This is a genomic window from Desulfobotulus alkaliphilus (genome assembly GCF_007830435.1).
GTDB classification, from domain to species: Bacteria; Desulfobacterota; Desulfobacteria; order Desulfobacterales; family ASO4-4; genus Desulfobotulus; species Desulfobotulus alkaliphilus.
The window spans coordinates 20,702-37,566 of record NZ_VLLC01000025.1; the positions used below are offsets into that span (position 1 = coordinate 20,702).

Consider the following 16,865-nt stretch of genomic DNA (forward strand, 5'->3'; position numbering starts at 1 on the left):
ACATGGGGAATCAAGGACAGCTTTTTTCAGATGCGGAAATCTTTTCCGGGAAAAAATATTTCAGGCTCCGGCCAGCAGGGCGTTTTTTTTCAGGACTTTCAGTCCTTGTTTTTCTCCTTGCGGCCTGTGGCAGCGGTGACAAATCCCATGAGCGGGCAGGTCAGCCTTCCCCATGGCAGCCCGAAGCCACGGTGCTGGCCCTTGCCGGAGAGCGGCAGGAATGGCACGAGGCCGTGGGAACGGTGCGGCCCCGGACGGAATCCCGGATAGAAGCCCGAATTGCAGGGCAGGTGCAGGAAATCCGGGTGCGATCCGGAAGCCGGGTGGAAAAGGGGGATCTTCTCATTCTGCTGGATGACCGTCAGGTGCGGGCCCGCATGGAACAGGCCAGAGAAGCTCTGGGCGCTGCCCGGTCCGCACGCAATGAGGTGCTTCAGGCCATTGAAGGGGCCGAGGCTTCCCTTGAGGCTGCCCGTCTGGATTATGAGCGGGTTCAGGGATTTTTCAGTGAGGGTGCCGCAACCCGGCGACAGCTGGAGCAGGCCACGTCGGCCTTCCATCAGGCCCGGGCCGCAGCCCGTCAGGCCAGAGAAGGCCTTGCCGGAGCCGATGCCTCCATCCGTCAGGCGGAAGAGGTGCTGAGGGAGGCGGAAATCGCCCATGACTACACCCGTATCCGGGCACCGGAGTCCGGGGAGGTTTTAAAAAGGCTGGTGGAGCCCGGAGATATGGCGGTTCCGGGCAGGCCCCTGCTTCTTCTCCAGACCAGTGGCTTTCTGCGGCTGGAAGCCTACGTGCCGGAAGGTTTTTTTACCCGTGTGCGACCGGGGGAAAGCCTGAGTGTGCGCATACGCAGTCTGGATATGGTGCTGGCTGCTGAGGTGGAGGAGCTGGTTCCCTATGCGGACCCTGAAACAAGAACCTTTCTTGTGAAGGCTTCGCTGCCTGCAAGGGAGGGGCTTTACCCCGGTATGTTCGGTACCTTAAGGATTCCTTTGGGAAGCCGTCCTGCGGTCTGGCTGCCATGGGAAGCCATTCGCCGGGTCGGACAGCTGGATCTGGTGCAGGTGGCCGTGGAAGACCGCTGGGAGAAACGCTATGTGACCACGGGCGAAAGGATGGATGACGGCATGGTGGAAATCCTTTCAGGTCTGGACGGGGGTGAAAGGCTTGCCCTTCAGCGTCCGGTAAAGGAGGCATTATGACTTCTCCTTCGTCCTTTGCGGGAGGACCGCCTGCGGGCGTGCTCATGACACTGGTGCGCCAGTTTCTCTCCTCCAAACTCTCCCCCATTGTGATTGTGGCGGCCCTGTCTCTGGGAATTTTTTCCGTATGGCTGACACCCAAGGAGGAAGAGCCCCAGATTGTGGTGCCCCTTGCGGATATTTTTGTGGATGCCCCCGGTGCTTCGGCAAAGGAGGTGGAGCAGCTGGTGGCAACGCCGCTGGAACGGCTGCTCTGGCAGATTGACGGTGTGGAATATGTCTATTCCATGTCAGGTCAGGATGCGGCCGTGGTGACGGTGCGTTTTTACGTGGGAGAAGACAGGGAGGCTGCCCTGGTCAGGCTGCACAACAGGATCATGATGAATCAGGATCTGGTGCCGCCCATTGTCCGGGGCTGGCTGATCAAGCCCGTTGAGATCGATGACGTACCCATTGTGAACCTGACCCTGCACTCGGATATCTATGATGACCATGCCCTGCGGCGCATGGCAGAAGAAATGCTGGTACGGATTTCTGCGGTCAAGGATGTGTCCCGCACGGAGCTGGTGGGGGGCAGGAAACGGGAGGTGCGGGTCAGCCTTTCCGCCGAGCGCATGATGGGTTTTGGCGTGGATGTGGACAGGGTGCTGGCTGCCCTTGCCACTTCCGATGTGTCCGTGAGCGCAGGCCGGGTGAATCAGGCAAACCGCAGCTTCATGGTGGCCAGCGACGCCTTTCTCAAAAGCCTTGATGATGTGGCTTCTCTGGTGGTGGGCGTACACGGGGGCAGGCCTGTTTACCTTAAAGATGTGGCAGAGATAGAAGAAGGTCCGGAAGAAGCCCTTTCCTACACAAGGCTGAGTTTTGGTGCGGGCTATACCGGAGAGGAGCCTCTGGGAGAACCCCGCCATGCCGTGACCATCGGTGTGGCCAAAAAGCGGGGCACCAATGCCGTTACCGTCGCCGATGCCGTGGTGCAGAGGATGGCGGAGCTGGAAGCCGGGGTGCTTCCCCACGGGGTATCCCTTTCCGTGACCCGCAATTACGGGGAAACGGCCAGTGAAAAGGTATCCGGGCTTCTTCTTTCTCTGGGTTTTGCCGTCTGCTCCGTTGTCCTGCTTCTGGCCCTGACCCTTGGGTGGCGGGAAGCCCTTGTGGTGGCCGTGGCCGTACCTTTGAGTTTTTCCCTGGCCCTTTTTGTCAACTTCATTGCCGGTTACACCATCAACCGTGTGACCCTTTTTGCCCTGATTCTGTCTTTGGGGCTTGTGGTGGATGATCCCATCACCAATGTGGATAATATCCAGCGCAATATCCGTAAAGGGGAGCTGGACCCTCAGGACGCCACCCTTGTGGGGGTCAGGGAGGTCATCTCTCCCGTGCTCATGTCCACCGTGGCCATTATCCTCTGCTTTGTGCCCCTTTTTTTCATAACGGGCATGATGGGGCCCTACATGGCTCCCATGGCGGTGAATGTACCCCTTACGGTGATTTTTTCCACCCTCTGGGCCCTGACCATTGTACCCTGGCTGGCCTGGCTTCTCCTGCGTAAACGCTTTGGTATGCGCAGGGATGGAGAAAAAAAGGGGGATGCGGGTGTGCATCCCTTGATTGAAGCCCTTTACAGAAAGCTCATCAGCCCCTTTCTTGTTTCATCGGGATACAGGTGGGGTCTTTTCGGTGGCATTCTTCTGCTTTTTGCCCTCTGCCTTTCCCTTGTTTTTTTCCGTCAGGTTCCCTTGAAGCTCCTGCCCTTTGACAACAAGGCGGAGTTTCAGGTGATGCTGGATCTGCCCGAAGGAAGTCCCCTTGAGGCCACCGATGCCGTTGTGAGGGATTTTGAGCATTTTCTGCGATCTGTCCCTGAGGTGACGGAGGTGCTTTCCTTTACGGGTACGGCATCTCCCATGGACTTTAACGGCATGGTGAGAAAATATTACCTGCGTCAGGGGCCCCATCTGGCAGATATCCGCGTAAATCTGGTGCACAGGAGTGAAAGGGATCTGCAGAGCCACGGCCTTGTCCTGCGGCTGAGACCGGAGCTGGAGGCCCTTGCTGCCCGGCACGGGGTCTCCATGCAGGTGGTGGAGGTTCCACCCGGTCCTCCGGTACTGGCAACACTGGTGGCGGAAGTTTACGGAAAAGAGGATATGGCCTATGACGATCTGCTCCGGGCAGCCGCCCATGTGCGGGATATTATGAAAACGGAACCCTTTGTCACGGATGTGGATATCATGGCGGAAGCGGACCATGAACGCATTGCCTTTGTGGTGAACCGGGAAAAGGCGGCCCTGCACGGGGTTTCCGTGGAGGCGCTGCTGGGAGCCCTTGCCACGGCGGTGGGAGGCAGCGTGCCCGCCACCCTGCACAGGGAGGATGAACGCTTTGCCCTGCCCATCCGGGTGATTCTGCCCAGAGAAGCCAGAAGTTCCGTCAGCGGGCTGGGTGCCATTCCCCTTCGTACGGCCACCGGCGCCATGGTGCCTCTGGCGGAGCTGGTGGATGTGCAGCGCATCCCGGAACAGGGAAGCATCTACCATAAAAACCTCGAAAGGGTGGTTTATGTTGTGGGAGAGATGGCAGGAAAATCACCCGCCGAAGGGGTCATCGACCTCATGGGCCGCCTGAGGGATGATCCTGTGCCGGAAGGCATCCGCGTGCAGTGGGCCGGGGAAGGGGAGTGGAAGATTACCCTCAGGGTCTTTAGGGATATGGGTCTTGCCTTTGCCGGTGCCCTGCTGGGCATTTATCTTCTGCTGGTGATACAGTCCGGAAGCTTCGGGCTCCCCCTGCTGATCATGATGGCCATTCCCCTGACCCTGCTGGGTATTCTGCCGGGATTCTGGCTTTTGAATCTGGTGGCGGCTCCTTCCATCGGACCCTATCAGAATCCTGTCTTTTTCACGGCCACGTCCATGATCGGTATGATTGCCCTTGGAGGCATTGTGATCCGGAATTCTCTGGTACTGGTGGAGTTTATTCAGGAGGCCGTGGCAAAGGGGATGGTTCTTTCCGAGGCCATTCTCCAGAGCGGCGCCATCCGTTTGCGACCCATTGTGCTCACAGCCCTGACCACAGCCATCGGTGCGGCACCCATTACCCTGGATCCCGTGTTCTCCGGTCTGGCCTGGGCCTTGATTTTCGGGCTTTTTGCCTCCACCCTTTTCACGCTGATTGTGGTGCCCGTGACCTATTATGCCCTTTTCAGCAGATCGGGGCAGCAGGCCTGAGTGCTACAATGTTATTTTCCTTGTTTTTTCCCTCTGAGTCTGCCGGGCATGCAGGGCAGGGGAAAAGGCAACGGACTTTTCCGACCCCGATGCCTTTGAACGGGAAAGCATAAGGCCCGGACGGGGAATTTTACGGGGCTGCCCGTATGCAGAAAGGAATAATTTTAGTAACAGTTCAGTACGATTTTTCTTCGACAAATCGAAAGCTTACAATCAGGTGTATAGACAACCGAGCCATTTGTTCGTGACGCAATCCGGCACTCAAGCTGAAAAGCTCAAGCCCTTTACGGGAGCAAAAGTGCTTCAAGGATCTTGAGTGCCGGATTCGGGAGCTTCTTGTCCTGTGCGGAAGCGGCAAAAACTCCCCGCCACAGGCAGGATAAGCTTTTTGATTACCATGGCAGTCTTAAGCACGCTGCCTTTGTGACGGCTCAGACAGTTTGCCGCTTTTATAGCACTCCGGCACTCAAGCCTGAAAAAGCTTATTATTTTTATAGCTGGCTTTGAGTTTATGGCTTGAGTGCCGGAATCCGAAACGATTGCAATGTCACTCACAAACAGCACGATTGTCTTTTATTGGAACCAGGATTCTGAAATTAAAGAACTGTTTTTCAGGATAAAATGTACTGAATAATTAATAGTTTTATTGAAAAACCCCCTTTCCGGTCCATGTCCGGAAAGGGGGTTCATGGGGCATCTGTTTTCAGGTTGAAAAATCAGAATCTGTAGTTGACCGTGAGGTTGTATCCCCAGAGGTAACCCTTATTTTTTATATTCATTTTTGCATCTTTTTCCAGAAGAAGGTCAGATGCAACCTTGTTGAGGTGTTCGGATGTGCCATTGATGTCATCTCTGTAACCCCAGTCAAAGGTACGGATATGCTGGAATGCAAAGTCGATGGTCCAGTTTTCCGTGACTCTCGCAGAGGTGCCTACCGTCATGATATGGCGGTCATTGTCCGGCCAGATGTTGTCAAAGGTGTCGGCGGGAACGGGGGTGGGATCGTAAACATAGCCGGCAAGGAAGGTGAAATGCTCGTTAAAGATATATTCCATGGCTAGCTTGTACTGAATTTTATTGTTCCAGTCCCTTCTGTATCCCATATCCTTTGTTTCTTTGACGCCAGCAATCAGTTTTGCTTTTATCTGATCTACGGTAAGCCCTGGTATCTTCTTAGGGTCGTTGTCTGGTAAGGTATCGTTTTTAAATAAAATCATAGGAGCAATTTCATCCATGAAATCTGATGTCTCCTGGGGAATGGTGTGGATGGTAACGTATTCAGCCTGATGTTTTCCTATGCTCCAGTTGGCCCATACCATATCAAAGGACATGGCAAAACGTTCTGTGAAAGCATAGCGCATACCCGCCTGAACCGCTTCCGGATGGTCATAATCCATAGCAACCGTGCCTATGGTCTGGCCATTATGGATAAAATCTCCCCTAAAGTTTCCGGGTGTGCGGGAACGATAGGTGAGGCCGAGGCTGAGTCTGTCCGTGGGCTGATATTGAATCCCTGCGTTCCATGACCAGTTGATGCTGTCGTTCATTTCCATTTCAGAGGTAATCAACTTTCCGCCCTGTTCACTCTTGTCGATGTGTTGATAAATACCACTTGCATTTAGGACATCCTTGTTGACTTGAATACTCCCCGTTTTTTCCATTTCTCTCAGGATGCCAAGCTGAATGGGGTCATAAAGGCTGGTTTTCCCTCCGCCGGATTCGGAGCGGCCCATGCTGACGCCAAAACCAAGGGACAGACGGTCATTGACTCTATAGGATATGGCAGGGGTTACGGCTACCCGTGTATAATAGGACTCCCAGGCATTAAAGCCCGTGGGCCTGCGAAAGGGGTCTTTTTCCGTTTTCAGATGAAAACCATAGGGGGCATAGGCGGCTATGCCAAAGCTGATTCTTTCATTGACGGGCATGGCAAAGCCTATATGGGGGTTGATGATGGGATCTTTATTGGTTTTCCAGCTGGTATAACGAATTCCAAGATCATCATCCCATGTCCGGTCATTATTTTTTGAGTCAATAATTTTATAATCTCTGTAATAAGCCTGGGCATCATAAAGGGCTGTTCCCGCTGAAAGCGTGGGTGTCTTGATATTGCTGAGACCCGCAGGGTTATAGTAGACGGCAAAGGCGTCCGTTGTATGGGCAGATACCGCCTCACCAAGGGCTGCGTTCCTTGCACCGATGCCAAAGGGCTGGACCAGCCCTGCCTGAGCCGTGGCGGCCAGCATGAAGAGGCCTGCACATAAACAAAATACTTTTTTCATGGTTTTTCTCCCACCTTCTTTTCCCTTAAGTCCATAATACCCGTTCGGAAGTTGCCCGAAGGCTTTATTCTTTTTGTCTGCCTCCAGACACCGGATCCCCAATCCGGTCTTTGCTGATATCTTCCCACGGAGTTTGATTGTAAAACCAGTGTTTGACTCTTAGTTTGAAAGTTGAACCGATGTTCATTGTATGGATTCTCTCTATATGGGCCTGTACGTCTTTGTCAACAGAGAAAATGCATTTTTTGTGTGAACCTTTGAAAATAATGCTTTTTGGGTTTGTATGGGTGGGCGCTGTAAAAGAAAGGGCCACAGGAGGGTAATTATGCAGCAGCTTTGTACTGTTGCAAGGCTCCGTGGCTATTTGCAAGTGACATTGCAATCGTTTCGGATCAGAGTTTCGTCCGGCACTCAAGCCATAAACCCAGACCCTGCGATGAAAACAAAGGGCTTTTGCAAGCTTGAGTGCCGGAGTGCTAATAAGAAGCGGCAAACTGTCTGAGCCGCCACAAAGGCAGCGTGCCCAAGCCTGCCATGGTAATCAAAAAGCTTATCCTGCCTGTGGCGGGGAGTTTTTGCCGCTTCCGCACAGGGCAAAAAGCTCCCGAATCCGGCACTCAAGATCCTTGAAGCACTTTTTCTCCCGCAAAGGGCTTGAGCTTTTCAGCTTGAGTGCCGGATTGCGTCACGGGCAAATAGCCTGGGGTCTGTGCATCTGTCTTGCAGCTATGGTACTTGGAAAACTGTGCTGAACAGTTGCACAGGAGGGGTGTTGGGGGCTTTGCTGGGGAGGTTTTGACATCAAAGGGACTTTGAAGTAATAGGCATGGTGCTGACGGAGTGTTTGAAAATACGGGTTTTAAAAAATGGCTCGAAAAAAAGAGCCCGGAAAACAGATCTGAAAAGGAAAAAAATAGTGGAATGGTTGCTTGAGATTGTGAAAATGGGCGCTGCCCTGGGGTCGGCCATGCTTCTGGGACACTGGTTTCTGGCAGAGATGAAGCGGGTGAAGGCCCAGCAGCAGCCTGCGTATAAGGCCTATATGACCATACCCGGCGTGCTGGTGATCCTTGCGGTCCTGATTCCGGCCGTACTCTGGCTATTCTGGGGCTAGTCTATCTGCTGCATTGTGTATCAGGCCTGCCTGAAAAGCATGGAGGAGTTCAAGGGCCTGTTTTCTGCTGGAAATGGAAGAGGCTTCAGATCTGAAAACCGTACTTCCGGGAAGACCCTTGACAAACCAGCCCAGTCGGCTTCGGAACATGCTGCAGGCGGTTTCTTCTCCGTAAAAAAGGGTGAGATTCTCCATGTAGTTTTCCATGGAGGCAAAGTGTTCCGCAAGATTCCGGCCCCAAGGGGCGTTTCCTTCCAGCAGGCTGTGGATGTCTCTGAAAATATGGGGACTGTGCATGGCAGCCCTGCCGACCATGACGGCATCACAATGTGTCTCGCTGAACATGGAAAGGGCATCTTCGGGCCTTATGATGTCTCCGTTGCCGATGACGGGAATTTTTACAAGACTTTTTATTTTGCGGATGACTGACCAGTCCGCCTTTCCTCCGAACCCCTGACGGGCGGTTCTGGGGTGAATGGTGAGGGCATCCACGCCGCAGTCTTCGGCTGTCCGGCTTAAATGAAGGGCCTCTTTTGCATCGGGCTGCCATCCGGAGCGGATTTTGATGGTGAGGGGAACCGAAAGCACCCTGCGGACCCTTGTAATGATTTCCTTTGATTTTTCAGGTTCTGCCATGAGTGCGGATCCGGAGCCGGATTTTAAGACCTTGCGCACGGAACAGCCGAAATTGATATCCACAATGTCTGCGCCCGCATCCTGTACCATCAGAGCGGCTTCGGCCATGATGGCGGGATCGGAGCCGAAGATCTGTACGGAAAGGGGCCTTTCTTCCGGGTGAGATGCCATGAGCTGCCGGGTTTTTTCCGAACCATAAACCAGACCGTTGGCGCTGACCATTTCGGAACATACCAGACCGCAGCCGAATCCTTTGATCATGCGGCGGAAGGGCTGATCCGTAACCCCTGCAAGGGGAGCCAGTACGGTGGGGTGGGAAAAGGGGATACTGCCAATGGAAAAAGGGCGTTGTCTGGGCGTCATATGAAAAGGGCTGCCTTGGCTTGAAAATGGTTTTTATGGATGCTCTACCTTGCATAGCAATAAAGGCAGTGATGGGCGCAGGGCTGGCTGCGGTAGGAGCCAATGTCCGTGGCGTGGGTGCAGCCGCAGTTTTTTCTCTGTCCTTTTTCTTTTCTGAGGGAAAGTCTGCCAAAGGCTTTTTGCAGCTCCTTACCCGGAATACAGTGGGCCTGAAAAATATTATCAGGCCTGCAGGATGCCAGCAGCTCTGGCTCGCAGCAGAGAAAAAGCCGGATATTCATCTGCCCCAGCCGTTCTGCCATGCGCTCAATGATTTTTCTCTTGTGCTCCGGATCAGGATCAAAGAAAAAAACGCCGCTCTTTCTGCCCTGACGGATGACCTTGGGATAAAGGTCCAGAAAACTTGTGGTGCAGGAAGAAATCCCCGCTTTGGCTGCTGCTTCGGCGATGGAAGAAAAATCCTTCAGGTTGTGCCGGATACCTCCATGGGCATCCTTCCAGTGGCATATGGGATCCCAGCGCCAGAAAACAGCCTGCGGACCGAAGCGCAAGGCCAGCTCCTGCATCTGTTTCATCCGTTCCTCAAGGGAGGGCAGGCCGGGTTCCAGCAGGGGCGTTTCTGTATTGACCGTGAACTGAAAGCAGGCCCCCATTCCCATGCTCCGGAGTTTTTCTCCGGTTTTACTTTCTAAAAAAGGGCCATAATTTTTAGACCAGAAAACAAAGGCGGCCACATCTTCTGCTCTGGCAGAGACGGAAAATTTTCTGCCGGAGACGGGATTTTCCACCTCAAAAAAACCCTTTTTCAGTCCCCGGTGGAACCATGGGAGGTGAAAGGCGGGAAGATCCGTTCTCCGGGATGCGGAGAGAATGCGGCGCAGGCCCATGGGAGGATTTCAGCTTTTTTTGAAATCGGAAAGGGAGATCACCTGACCGGGGGCAGCGTTTTCTTTTTTTTCCTTTCCGGCATTCAGAATTTCTTCCTGTCTTTCTTTGAAGGCTGCGGAAGGTTCCAGTTTTTCCAGCCGGATGCGTTTTCCCTGCATGGTAAATTCGTCCCCGTTGATGTAAGTATCCCGCAGGATCCAGGTGATGCGTTCCGGCGGAGCCGGTACCTGCAGAAGGGTCATGGTGAGCTGGTACCAGTCCCGTTTCACATCGGCTTCAATGTCATCGACCCGGGCGTAGGTTGTGGGCTGGTCTTCAAAATAAATGAGAACGATATCTCCGATATCCGTCATGGTTTCTGCCTTTTTTTATTGTTATAATACTTATTTTACGGCTTAAGGATTCAGACGACTTCCCATGCCGGGCCATCTATGGCACAGGAACGGCTTTTTTGTCAAAGAGGAGAAGCATATGCTGCTGAGTGATATTTTTGAAAAAAATCCCATGACCTTCAGTTTTGAATTTTTTCCGCCGGCAACGGAAAAGGGCTGGGAGAGTCTTTTCCATACCATTGCCGATCTCATGCCCTTAGAGCCTGCCTATGTGAGTGTCACTTACGGAGCTGGAGGTTCCACCCGTGACAGAACCCACAGGCTTCTGGCCCGTATCCACAGGGAAACCCCGCTGACCGCCGTATCCCACCTCACCTGCGTGGGAGCATCCAGGGATGAAATCCATGATATTTTAGGTGCCTATGATGCTCTGGGTGTGCACAATATCCTTGCCCTGCGGGGAGATCCGCCCGCAGGAGAGCCCTTTACACCCCACCCGGACGGTTTTTTATATGCCGCAGATCTTGTGGCCTATATCAAAAAACACTTTCCGGGTATGTGTGTAGGCGTGGCCGGTTTTCCTGAAGGGCATCCTGCAACACCCAACCGTCTTTTGGAAATCGACTATCTCAAGGCCAAGGTGGATGCCGGAGCCGATTATATTGTTACCCAGCTTTTTTTTGATAACCGGGATTTCTATGATTTTCAGGATCGCTGCCAGCTGGCGGGTATTGATGTTCCCATTCTGGCGGGTATCATGCCCGTAACCACCCGCAAAGGCATGGAGCGGATGGCGGAGCTTGCCGCAGGGGCCCGCATTCCGGCCCCTCTGCTGCGGGCTGTACACAGGGCCGGGTCCGATGCCATGGTGGAGAATGTGGGGGTGCACTGGGCCACGGAGCAGGTGAGGGATCTCATTGACCATGGGGTAAGGGGGATTCATTTTTATACCCTGAACCGCTCCCCGGCCACCCTGCGAATTTATGAGGCGCTGGGCGTAAAAAATTCCCGGAATCTGAGCCGTTGAGGGAGAATCAATGAAGGACTGGCATATGAAAGAAGACGCTTATTTTGAAGAAGACGGCAATGATGAAGAAGGATGGGACGGGGATCTTCCCCGGAGCCGGTCCCGGAAAAAGCAGGAAGCCAGAGCCCTTGAAGCCATGGGGGTGATGCTGGCATCCATGGGAGAGGACGTCTGGCAGAAGCTGCCCCTTTCTCCTGAGCTGTACCGGGCTTTGGTGGATGTAAAGGGAATTCGCAGCCATGGTGCAAGGAAGAGGCAGGAAAAAAGAATCGGCAGCCTGATGCGCCATGAGGAAACGGAGACCGTGGCGGCCATTGCCCGTTTTCTGGAAGACGGAGAATCAAGGAAACGGCGGGAACACTCCCGGATGCAGTACCTTGAATCCCTGCGGGACCGTCTGGCTTCAGGGAATGAAGGGCTGGCTGAAAATCTTGCCCGGCATCCGGGGCTGGAAAGAAACCACTTTCTTTTTCTTGTGGATCAGGCCGTCAGGGAAAAGACAACGGGCAAACCCAAGGGCAGCAGACGCACTCTTTTCAGGTATCTGAATGAAAGGCTGGATGGAGAAGGTCTGGATCTGGTGGATGGCTTTCTTTCTGATGAATGAAGATTCCTTGCTTTATTGTAGGTGTTTATAAAGCTTTTGTCATTTTATCCCTGCGGGCAGGCGCAATGCCTGCCCCTTCCCTGCCATTTCTATTGGACCCCGGAAAAAAGCCAGTTGCTGCCCACGGAAAGGGCACGGACCTTTTCCCCGAAGATGCGGCGCAGGTGGCAGTAGGCATGGATGCCCGTGCAGTGGCCCACCGTGATCTGGTCAAAGGAAAAAGCCTTAAGGCCTTCACTGACATGGTTCAGTCGGTCCGGGTCTGCCTCGCCAAGGTGCAGGCCGCCCATGATGGCGTGAAAATGGTTTGAGCCTGTAAGGCTGGCCACATGGGTAAGGGTATTGATCAGCCCCCTGTGGGTGCATCCCAGCAGCAGAACCGTTCCTTTATCCGTATCCAGAATCAGGCCCATGTCATCGGGCATACTGTCCTGCTCTATCTGATTTCCGGCAAAAAAACAGGATTCCACCCTTTCCCATGGGGTGACCATGGGAATTTCTCCCGTTGTCCGGATGCCTTTGGTCAGTGCAAGGGAATCCCTTGTCCTCTGTATTTCAAAGCCTTTTTTTTCAAGAGCCTCCGGCGTTAAAGGGCATCCGATGCCTGTCACCTGATCCGGCTGTCTGCCTGCCCATTTGGGTTTAAAGGCTTCCGGATGAGCCACGAGTTTTCTTTTTTTTCCATTGTCACCGAGACAATGCAGCCCGCCCGTATGATCGTAATGCCCGTGGCTGAGTACCACGGTGTCCACCTCCTCCAGATCCTTTCCAAGGGCTTTGGCATTGGATGTCAGCACTAAACCCTGTCCCGTATCAAAAAGAATTTTTTCAGATGCTGTTTCCACGAGAAAGGAAAGGCCGTGTTCGCCCATGAGGGCCATGCCCATGACGGTGGTGTTTTCGGCAAGAAGGGTGATGCGGATCATGTAAACTCCTTGAATATCATAAAAGCCTTATCCGGCAGATCCGGTTTCCTGAAAGCAGGAATCCTGACATGAGGACTCCTGCCACGGAACCGGATGCCCTTTAATGGTCGCAGAGATTGACACCCGTCTGCAGGCAGTTTTCAAGATACTGTCGGACCAGCACTTCCGGTGCTTCGCTGGGGGCACCGGTGAGTACGGTGATATTTTTTTCCGCAAAGAGCTGTTGGGCCTTGTGCCCCATGCCACCGGCAATGACAAGGGTTGCGCCAATGGATTCCACCCAGCGGGGCAGTACACCCGGTTCATGGGGGGGAGGGGTGAGGCTTTCGGTTTTTTCAATTTTTCCGTCATTCACATGGACCAGAGCAAATTCCTGCACATGGCCGAAATGTACGGCAAGTTTTCCTTCTGCAACGGGGATGGCAACTTTCATGGTAATTCCTTTCGGACAGTTTTGGATGTATATTCAGCAGGGATATATAATTTTTTTTAACTGTTCATCATATTTCATCTTGATGGTTTATACTTTAATTCCAAGGTGCTGATTTCAGCATAAGGCAATCGGGCTGTTTGTGAGTGACATTGCAATCGTTTCGGATCAGAGCTTTGCAGGCCTGTGCGAAAGAAGCGGCAAACTGTCTGAGCCGCCACAAAGGCAGCGTGCTTAAGACTGCTATGGTAATCAAAAAGTTTATCCTGCCTGTGGCGGGGAGGTTTTGCCGCTTCCGCACAGGGCAAGAAGCTCCCGAATAAGATTGCGTCACGAACAAATGGCTCGGTTGTCTATGCACCTGATTAAAGGTGTTCGATTTACTAAAGGAAAATCGTGATGAATAATTAAATTTTTTGAGACTACTGTTTTGACTCAGCCGCAGGGCCTGTTTATACCCAGTGTCCTTCCACATCGGGTGCCATGGCTGTTTCCAGTTTTCCGTTTTTATAGTGCTGTACCGCATCAATCACCCGTCCTGAAGCCCCCACCACCACCTCAATGCCCGCAGCCTGCAGTACGTCAAAGGCTTTGGGACCGCAATGGCCCGTGAGAACGGCTGCAGCACCAGTAGCTGCTGCGGTTTTTCCAGCCTGAATTCCGGCCCCCTGGGGCAGGTTCAGGTTCTGGAAATTTTCCACAACGGAGTATTCTAAAGATTCCGTATCCACCAGAAGAAAACAGGCGGCACGGCCAAAACGGGGGTCCAGAGCGGCATCCAGAGTTTGCCCCTGGGATGAAACAAGTACTTTCATGGTATTGTCTCCTGTTTCAGGGATTCCATAATCAGAAGGCCGCCATCGGAGGACTTCTGCTGTTTTTCCAAAAGGCCGAGTACTTCCTGCCAGAGCTGCATCAGGGCCTGACTTGCCGGGCCACTGGAAATTTCCGTAAGGCTTCTGCCTGCGGCCATGGCCTTTGCCATTTCCGTATCAAAGGGGATGGATGTGAGGATTTCTATGCCCCTGTTTCGGGCTTCTTCCTCCATGGTATGGGTCATTTCCGGATTGAGATCCCACTTGTTGAGGGTGAGGCATACGGGAATGCGCATCCGGGCGCAGAGCTTTGCAAGGCGCAGCATGTCATGGCGGCCGGAGAGTGTGGGTTCCGTAACCATGAGAACAAGATCCGCACCGGTGAGGGAGGCAATGACAGGGCAGCCGATGCCGGGGGGGCCGTCCACAAGGATGAGTGGATACCCGCCCTGTCTGCCAAGTTCCCCTGCGCGTTTGCGCAGCATGGAAACCAGTTTGCCGGAGTTTTCTTCGGCGATGCCTAAGTGTGCATGGAGCATGGGCCCTTCTGCCGTGCTGGAATGGAACCATGTTCCAGAGATCCTTGGCTTGAGGCCTATGGCTCCGGCGGGGCAGAAATCATGGCAGATGCCGCAGCCTTCGCAGTAAACCGGATCAATTTCCGGTGGATGGGCGTCCTTGATGGCATGGAAGGCGCAGACTTCCACGCAGGTGCCGCAGTCCGTGCACAGGGTCGGATCCAGCTCAGGAAGAATACCGCCGGAAAAGGGTTCGGAAGAAAAGACCTTGTGGGGTACAACCAGATGAAGATTGGCTGCATCCACATCCGCATCCACGAGAATACGGGAAGGTGCCAGATGGGCAAAGGCTGCGGAAATGCTGGTTTTCCCCGTGCCCCCCTTGCCGCTGAGGATGACAAGTTCCTTCATGATGCCCTCCGGATTTCCTGTCCCCGTTTCAAGATGATTTCCCATAGTCCGGTGAAGGCCTTTTTGAGGGCAGGGTCGGTATCAATGAGCTTTTCTCCCCTGGAATAGCTTTCTGCGTAGGATCGTTTAAAGGGAATTTCAAGGAGCAGGGGAATCTTTTCACGGCTTGCATAATCCTGTATCTGCGTATTGCCCTTTTCTGCCCGGTTCACCACAATACCGCAGGGGATTTTCAGGTGTCTGGCTGTTTCCACGGCCAGGGAAAGATCATGGAGCCCGAAGGGTGTGGGCTCTGTAACCAGCACCACAAAATCACAGTCCCGTATGGCGGCAATCATGGGGCAGGAGGTGCCGGGGGGGGCGTCCAGCAGAAGGGAGCGGTCGTCCGGAGCCATGCGCTGTACGGCTTCAATGAGGGGGGGGCTCATGGCTTCGCCCACCCGCATTTCTCCCCATATGAGCTGATGCGTTCCAAAGGTGGCGGAAACCACATCCCCCAGGATCCGTTCACCGGGGGAGATGGCTTCTTCCGGGCAGATGCGCATGCAGCCAAGGCAGGCATGGCACATTTCAGGATAGGCCAGCAGCCGTTTTCCTATGATCACCAGTGCTGAAAACCGGCAGATGGTTTCGCATTTTCCGCAGAGGGTGCAGCGGTCAGTATCTATGACCGGGACAAAAACCCCTTCCGGATACCGCTGTATCCTTTCTGTCTGTATGAACAGGTGGGCATTGGGTTCTTCCACATCGCAGTCCAGAAGGCAGATGGGCATGGGGGCGGATGCCGCAAGGTTCACCGCAAGGGTGGTTTTTCCTGTGCCGCCTTTTCCGCTGGCTATGGCGATTTTCATGCTGCCTCCTTTTTGCCTGTGGTTGAAGGTCTGTATCCGGCCCTATGATTCCCTTGCTTTGATTTCCGGATGGGTACACCGGGGACAGTGCTCCGGATGTTCTTCTTCTAAAGGATGCTCAAACGCCCGCTGACATCCGAGGCAGAGAAAATGGCTGGCCTTGCGCAGGGTATAGACACCACCTTCCACCCGGATGGCTTTACCGTGAATCAGGGCATCGGCTACCGTATTCCTTGCTTTTTGCAGGATGCGGCCGAAGGTGGCTCTGGATACTTCCATGCGTTCGCCGGCATCGGCGTGGTTCAGGTCTTCCAGATCCGCAAGCCTCAGGGCTTCCCGTTCATCCACCGTGAGAATCACTTCATCCAGATCCCTGAGGGGAATGCCTCTGGGTTTGAAGTAGCTGACCTCGGGGTGGGCGGATACGATACGGTTTTTTTTGGGTCGAACCATCTGTCCTCCAGATATGAGCATATGCTCAATATTGATGTATTAGTCAGATTCTGTCTGACAAGTCAAGGGAAAAAAAGAATTGTTATGCCGGGATGAAAACCCCGCTTATTTTGTGCTCATAAAGAAGCGGGCTGTTCTGTCTCCACCATTGTGAGTGGAGGCTTTTTCTTTTTCATGGTACAGAGAAGGGGTCAATATGTGAACAGGGGAGTGACGGTTCAGCAAACTTTTCTACGTGCCATACCTGCCAGGCAGGTGCACAGTCATCCAGGCTATTTGCCCGTGACCGTAAGTGTTCAGCACCGTTTTCCAAAGACCATACCTGCAAGACAGGTGCACAGGCCCCAGGCTATTTGCCTGTGACGCAATCCGGCACTCAAGCTGAAAAGCTTAAGCCCTTTGCGGGAGAAAAAGTGCTTCAAGGATCTTGAGTGCCGGATTCGGGAGCTTCTTGGCCTGTGCGGAAGCGGCAAAAACTCCCCGCCACAGGCAGGATACGCTTTTTGATTACCATAGCAGGCCTTGGTACGTTGCCTTTGTGGCGGCTCAGACAGTTTGCCGCTTCTTATTAGCACTCCGGCACTCAAGCTTGCAAAAGCCCTTTTTTTCATCGCAGGCTCTGGGTTTATGGCTTGAGTGCCGGAATCCAAAACGATTGCAATGTCACTTGCAAATAGCCACGGAGCCTTGCAACAGTACAAAGCTGCTGTAACTGGAGCATTGGCAGTTCGGAATAAACTGTGCTGAATAATTACCCGTGACCTTGCAATATCTGAT

At 53.5% G+C, this 16,865-nt stretch carries 15 protein-coding genes; 5 read left to right on the forward strand and 10 right to left on the reverse strand.

Annotation, left to right across the window (positions count from 1 at the left end; genetic code table 11):
* Positions 1 to 2 precede the first annotated feature (2 nt).
* Complete coding sequence (locus tag LZ24_RS13325; RefSeq protein WP_144685938.1) at positions 3 to 1,205, forward strand: efflux RND transporter periplasmic adaptor subunit; 1,203 nt, start codon at positions 3 to 5, stop codon at positions 1,203 to 1,205.
* Complete coding sequence (locus tag LZ24_RS13330; protein WP_144685940.1) at positions 1,202 to 4,435, forward strand: efflux RND transporter permease subunit; 3,234 nt, start codon at positions 1,202 to 1,204, stop codon at positions 4,433 to 4,435. Before LZ24_RS13325 ends, LZ24_RS13330 begins: the two co-directional genes overlap by 4 nt.
* Positions 4,436 to 5,151: 716 nt before the next feature.
* On the opposite strand, the gene LZ24_RS13335 is transcribed toward LZ24_RS13330, so the two are convergent.
* Positions 5,152 to 6,717, reverse strand: a complete 1,566-nt coding sequence (locus tag LZ24_RS13335) for an OmpP1/FadL family transporter (protein ID WP_144685942.1) — start codon at positions 6,715 to 6,717, stop codon at positions 5,152 to 5,154.
* A gap of 916 nt (positions 6,718 to 7,633) precedes the next feature.
* Between LZ24_RS13335 and LZ24_RS13340 the strand changes: the two genes are divergently transcribed.
* Positions 7,634 to 7,831: a hypothetical protein gene (locus LZ24_RS13340; protein ID WP_144685944.1), complete on the forward strand. Its 198-nt coding sequence runs from the start codon at positions 7,634 to 7,636 to the stop codon at positions 7,829 to 7,831.
* Here LZ24_RS13340 and dusB read toward each other — a convergent pair.
* The 3 genes from dusB to LZ24_RS13355 are packed head-to-tail and all read right to left on the reverse strand — an operon-like array spanning position 7,817 to position 10,071.
* Positions 7,817 to 8,830 (reverse strand): tRNA dihydrouridine synthase DusB, encoded by a 1,014-nt coding sequence (gene dusB / locus LZ24_RS13345; RefSeq protein WP_144685946.1) that lies wholly within the window; start codon positions 8,828 to 8,830, stop codon positions 7,817 to 7,819. The two genes, LZ24_RS13340 and dusB, sit on opposite strands and share 15 nt — an antisense overlap.
* Before the next feature lie 44 nt (positions 8,831 to 8,874).
* A complete protein-coding gene (locus LZ24_RS13350; protein WP_144685948.1) occupies positions 8,875 to 9,717 on the reverse strand; it encodes a DUF1848 family protein in 843 nt (280 codons plus the stop codon).
* A 9-nt stretch (positions 9,718 to 9,726) separates the two neighbouring features.
* On the reverse strand, positions 9,727 to 10,071 hold the full coding sequence (locus LZ24_RS13355) for a hypothetical protein (protein ID WP_144685950.1): 345 nt from the start codon (positions 10,069 to 10,071) through the stop codon (positions 9,727 to 9,729).
* Positions 10,072 to 10,189: 118 nt separating this feature from the next.
* Here LZ24_RS13355 and metF point away from each other — a divergent pair, with 118 nt between their 5' ends.
* A complete protein-coding gene (metF, locus tag LZ24_RS13360) occupies positions 10,190 to 11,077 on the forward strand; it encodes a methylenetetrahydrofolate reductase [NAD(P)H] (protein WP_144685952.1) in 888 nt (295 codons plus the stop codon).
* Between the two features lie 10 nt (positions 11,078 to 11,087).
* Positions 11,088 to 11,684, forward strand: coding sequence for a ribosome biogenesis factor YjgA (yjgA, locus tag LZ24_RS13365; RefSeq protein ID WP_144685954.1), 597 nt, complete (start codon positions 11,088 to 11,090; stop codon positions 11,682 to 11,684).
* Between the two features lie 89 nt (positions 11,685 to 11,773).
* On the opposite strand, the gene LZ24_RS13370 is transcribed toward yjgA, so the two are convergent.
* From LZ24_RS13370 to LZ24_RS13395, 6 genes are all read right to left on the reverse strand, one after another.
* Positions 11,774 to 12,610, reverse strand: a complete 837-nt coding sequence (locus tag LZ24_RS13370; protein WP_144685956.1) for an MBL fold metallo-hydrolase — start codon at positions 12,608 to 12,610, stop codon at positions 11,774 to 11,776.
* A gap of 100 nt (positions 12,611 to 12,710) precedes the next feature.
* A complete protein-coding gene (locus LZ24_RS13375) occupies positions 12,711 to 13,043 on the reverse strand; it encodes a NifB/NifX family molybdenum-iron cluster-binding protein (protein ID WP_144685958.1) in 333 nt (110 codons plus the stop codon).
* Between the two features lie 449 nt (positions 13,044 to 13,492).
* Positions 13,493 to 13,855 (reverse strand): NifB/NifX family molybdenum-iron cluster-binding protein, encoded by a 363-nt coding sequence (locus LZ24_RS13380; protein ID WP_144685960.1) that lies wholly within the window; start codon positions 13,853 to 13,855, stop codon positions 13,493 to 13,495.
* On the reverse strand, positions 13,852 to 14,784 hold the full coding sequence (locus tag LZ24_RS13385) for an ATP-binding protein (protein ID WP_144685962.1): 933 nt from the start codon (positions 14,782 to 14,784) through the stop codon (positions 13,852 to 13,854). The genes LZ24_RS13380 and LZ24_RS13385 overlap by 4 nt, the downstream gene beginning before the upstream one ends.
* The gene (locus LZ24_RS13390) at positions 14,781 to 15,635 is read right to left on the reverse strand and encodes a nucleotide-binding protein (protein WP_144685964.1); all 855 of its coding nucleotides are present in this window, start codon (positions 15,633 to 15,635) and stop codon (positions 14,781 to 14,783) included. The genes LZ24_RS13385 and LZ24_RS13390 overlap by 4 nt, the downstream gene beginning before the upstream one ends.
* Before the next feature lie 42 nt (positions 15,636 to 15,677).
* Positions 15,678 to 16,088, reverse strand: coding sequence for a DUF134 domain-containing protein (locus tag LZ24_RS13395; protein WP_144685966.1), 411 nt, complete (start codon positions 16,086 to 16,088; stop codon positions 15,678 to 15,680).
* Positions 16,089 to 16,865 lie beyond the last annotated feature (777 nt).

Excerpts from the sequence above, each read along its gene's own strand:
- metF (WP_144685952.1), top strand. The coding sequence starts at position 10,190 with ATGCTGCTGAGTGATATTTTTGAAAAAAATCCCATGACCTTCAGTTTT.
- LZ24_RS13350 (WP_144685948.1), bottom strand. The coding sequence starts at position 9,717 with ATGGGCCTGCGCCGCATTCTCTCCGCATCCCGGAGAACGGATCTTCCC.
- yjgA (WP_144685954.1), top strand. The coding sequence starts at position 11,088 with ATGAAGGACTGGCATATGAAAGAAGACGCTTATTTTGAAGAAGACGGC.
- LZ24_RS13385 (WP_144685962.1), bottom strand. The coding sequence starts at position 14,784 with ATGAAGGAACTTGTCATCCTCAGCGGCAAGGGGGGCACGGGGAAAACC.
- LZ24_RS13355 (WP_144685950.1), bottom strand. The coding sequence starts at position 10,071 with ATGACGGATATCGGAGATATCGTTCTCATTTATTTTGAAGACCAGCCC.
- LZ24_RS13395 (WP_144685966.1), bottom strand. The coding sequence starts at position 16,088 with ATGGTTCGACCCAAAAAAAACCGTATCGTATCCGCCCACCCCGAGGTC.
- LZ24_RS13335 (WP_144685942.1), bottom strand. The coding sequence starts at position 6,717 with ATGAAAAAAGTATTTTGTTTATGTGCAGGCCTCTTCATGCTGGCCGCC.
- LZ24_RS13330 (WP_144685940.1), top strand. The coding sequence starts at position 1,202 with ATGACTTCTCCTTCGTCCTTTGCGGGAGGACCGCCTGCGGGCGTGCTC.
- dusB (WP_144685946.1), bottom strand. The coding sequence starts at position 8,830 with ATGACGCCCAGACAACGCCCTTTTTCCATTGGCAGTATCCCCTTTTCC.
- LZ24_RS13325 (WP_144685938.1), top strand. The coding sequence starts at position 3 with ATGGGGAATCAAGGACAGCTTTTTTCAGATGCGGAAATCTTTTCCGGG.
- LZ24_RS13380 (WP_144685960.1), bottom strand. The coding sequence starts at position 13,855 with ATGAAAGTACTTGTTTCATCCCAGGGGCAAACTCTGGATGCCGCTCTG.
- LZ24_RS13370 (WP_144685956.1), bottom strand. The coding sequence starts at position 12,610 with ATGATCCGCATCACCCTTCTTGCCGAAAACACCACCGTCATGGGCATG.
- LZ24_RS13375 (WP_144685958.1), bottom strand. The coding sequence starts at position 13,043 with ATGAAAGTTGCCATCCCCGTTGCAGAAGGAAAACTTGCCGTACATTTC.
- LZ24_RS13390 (WP_144685964.1), bottom strand. The coding sequence starts at position 15,635 with ATGAAAATCGCCATAGCCAGCGGAAAAGGCGGCACAGGAAAAACCACC.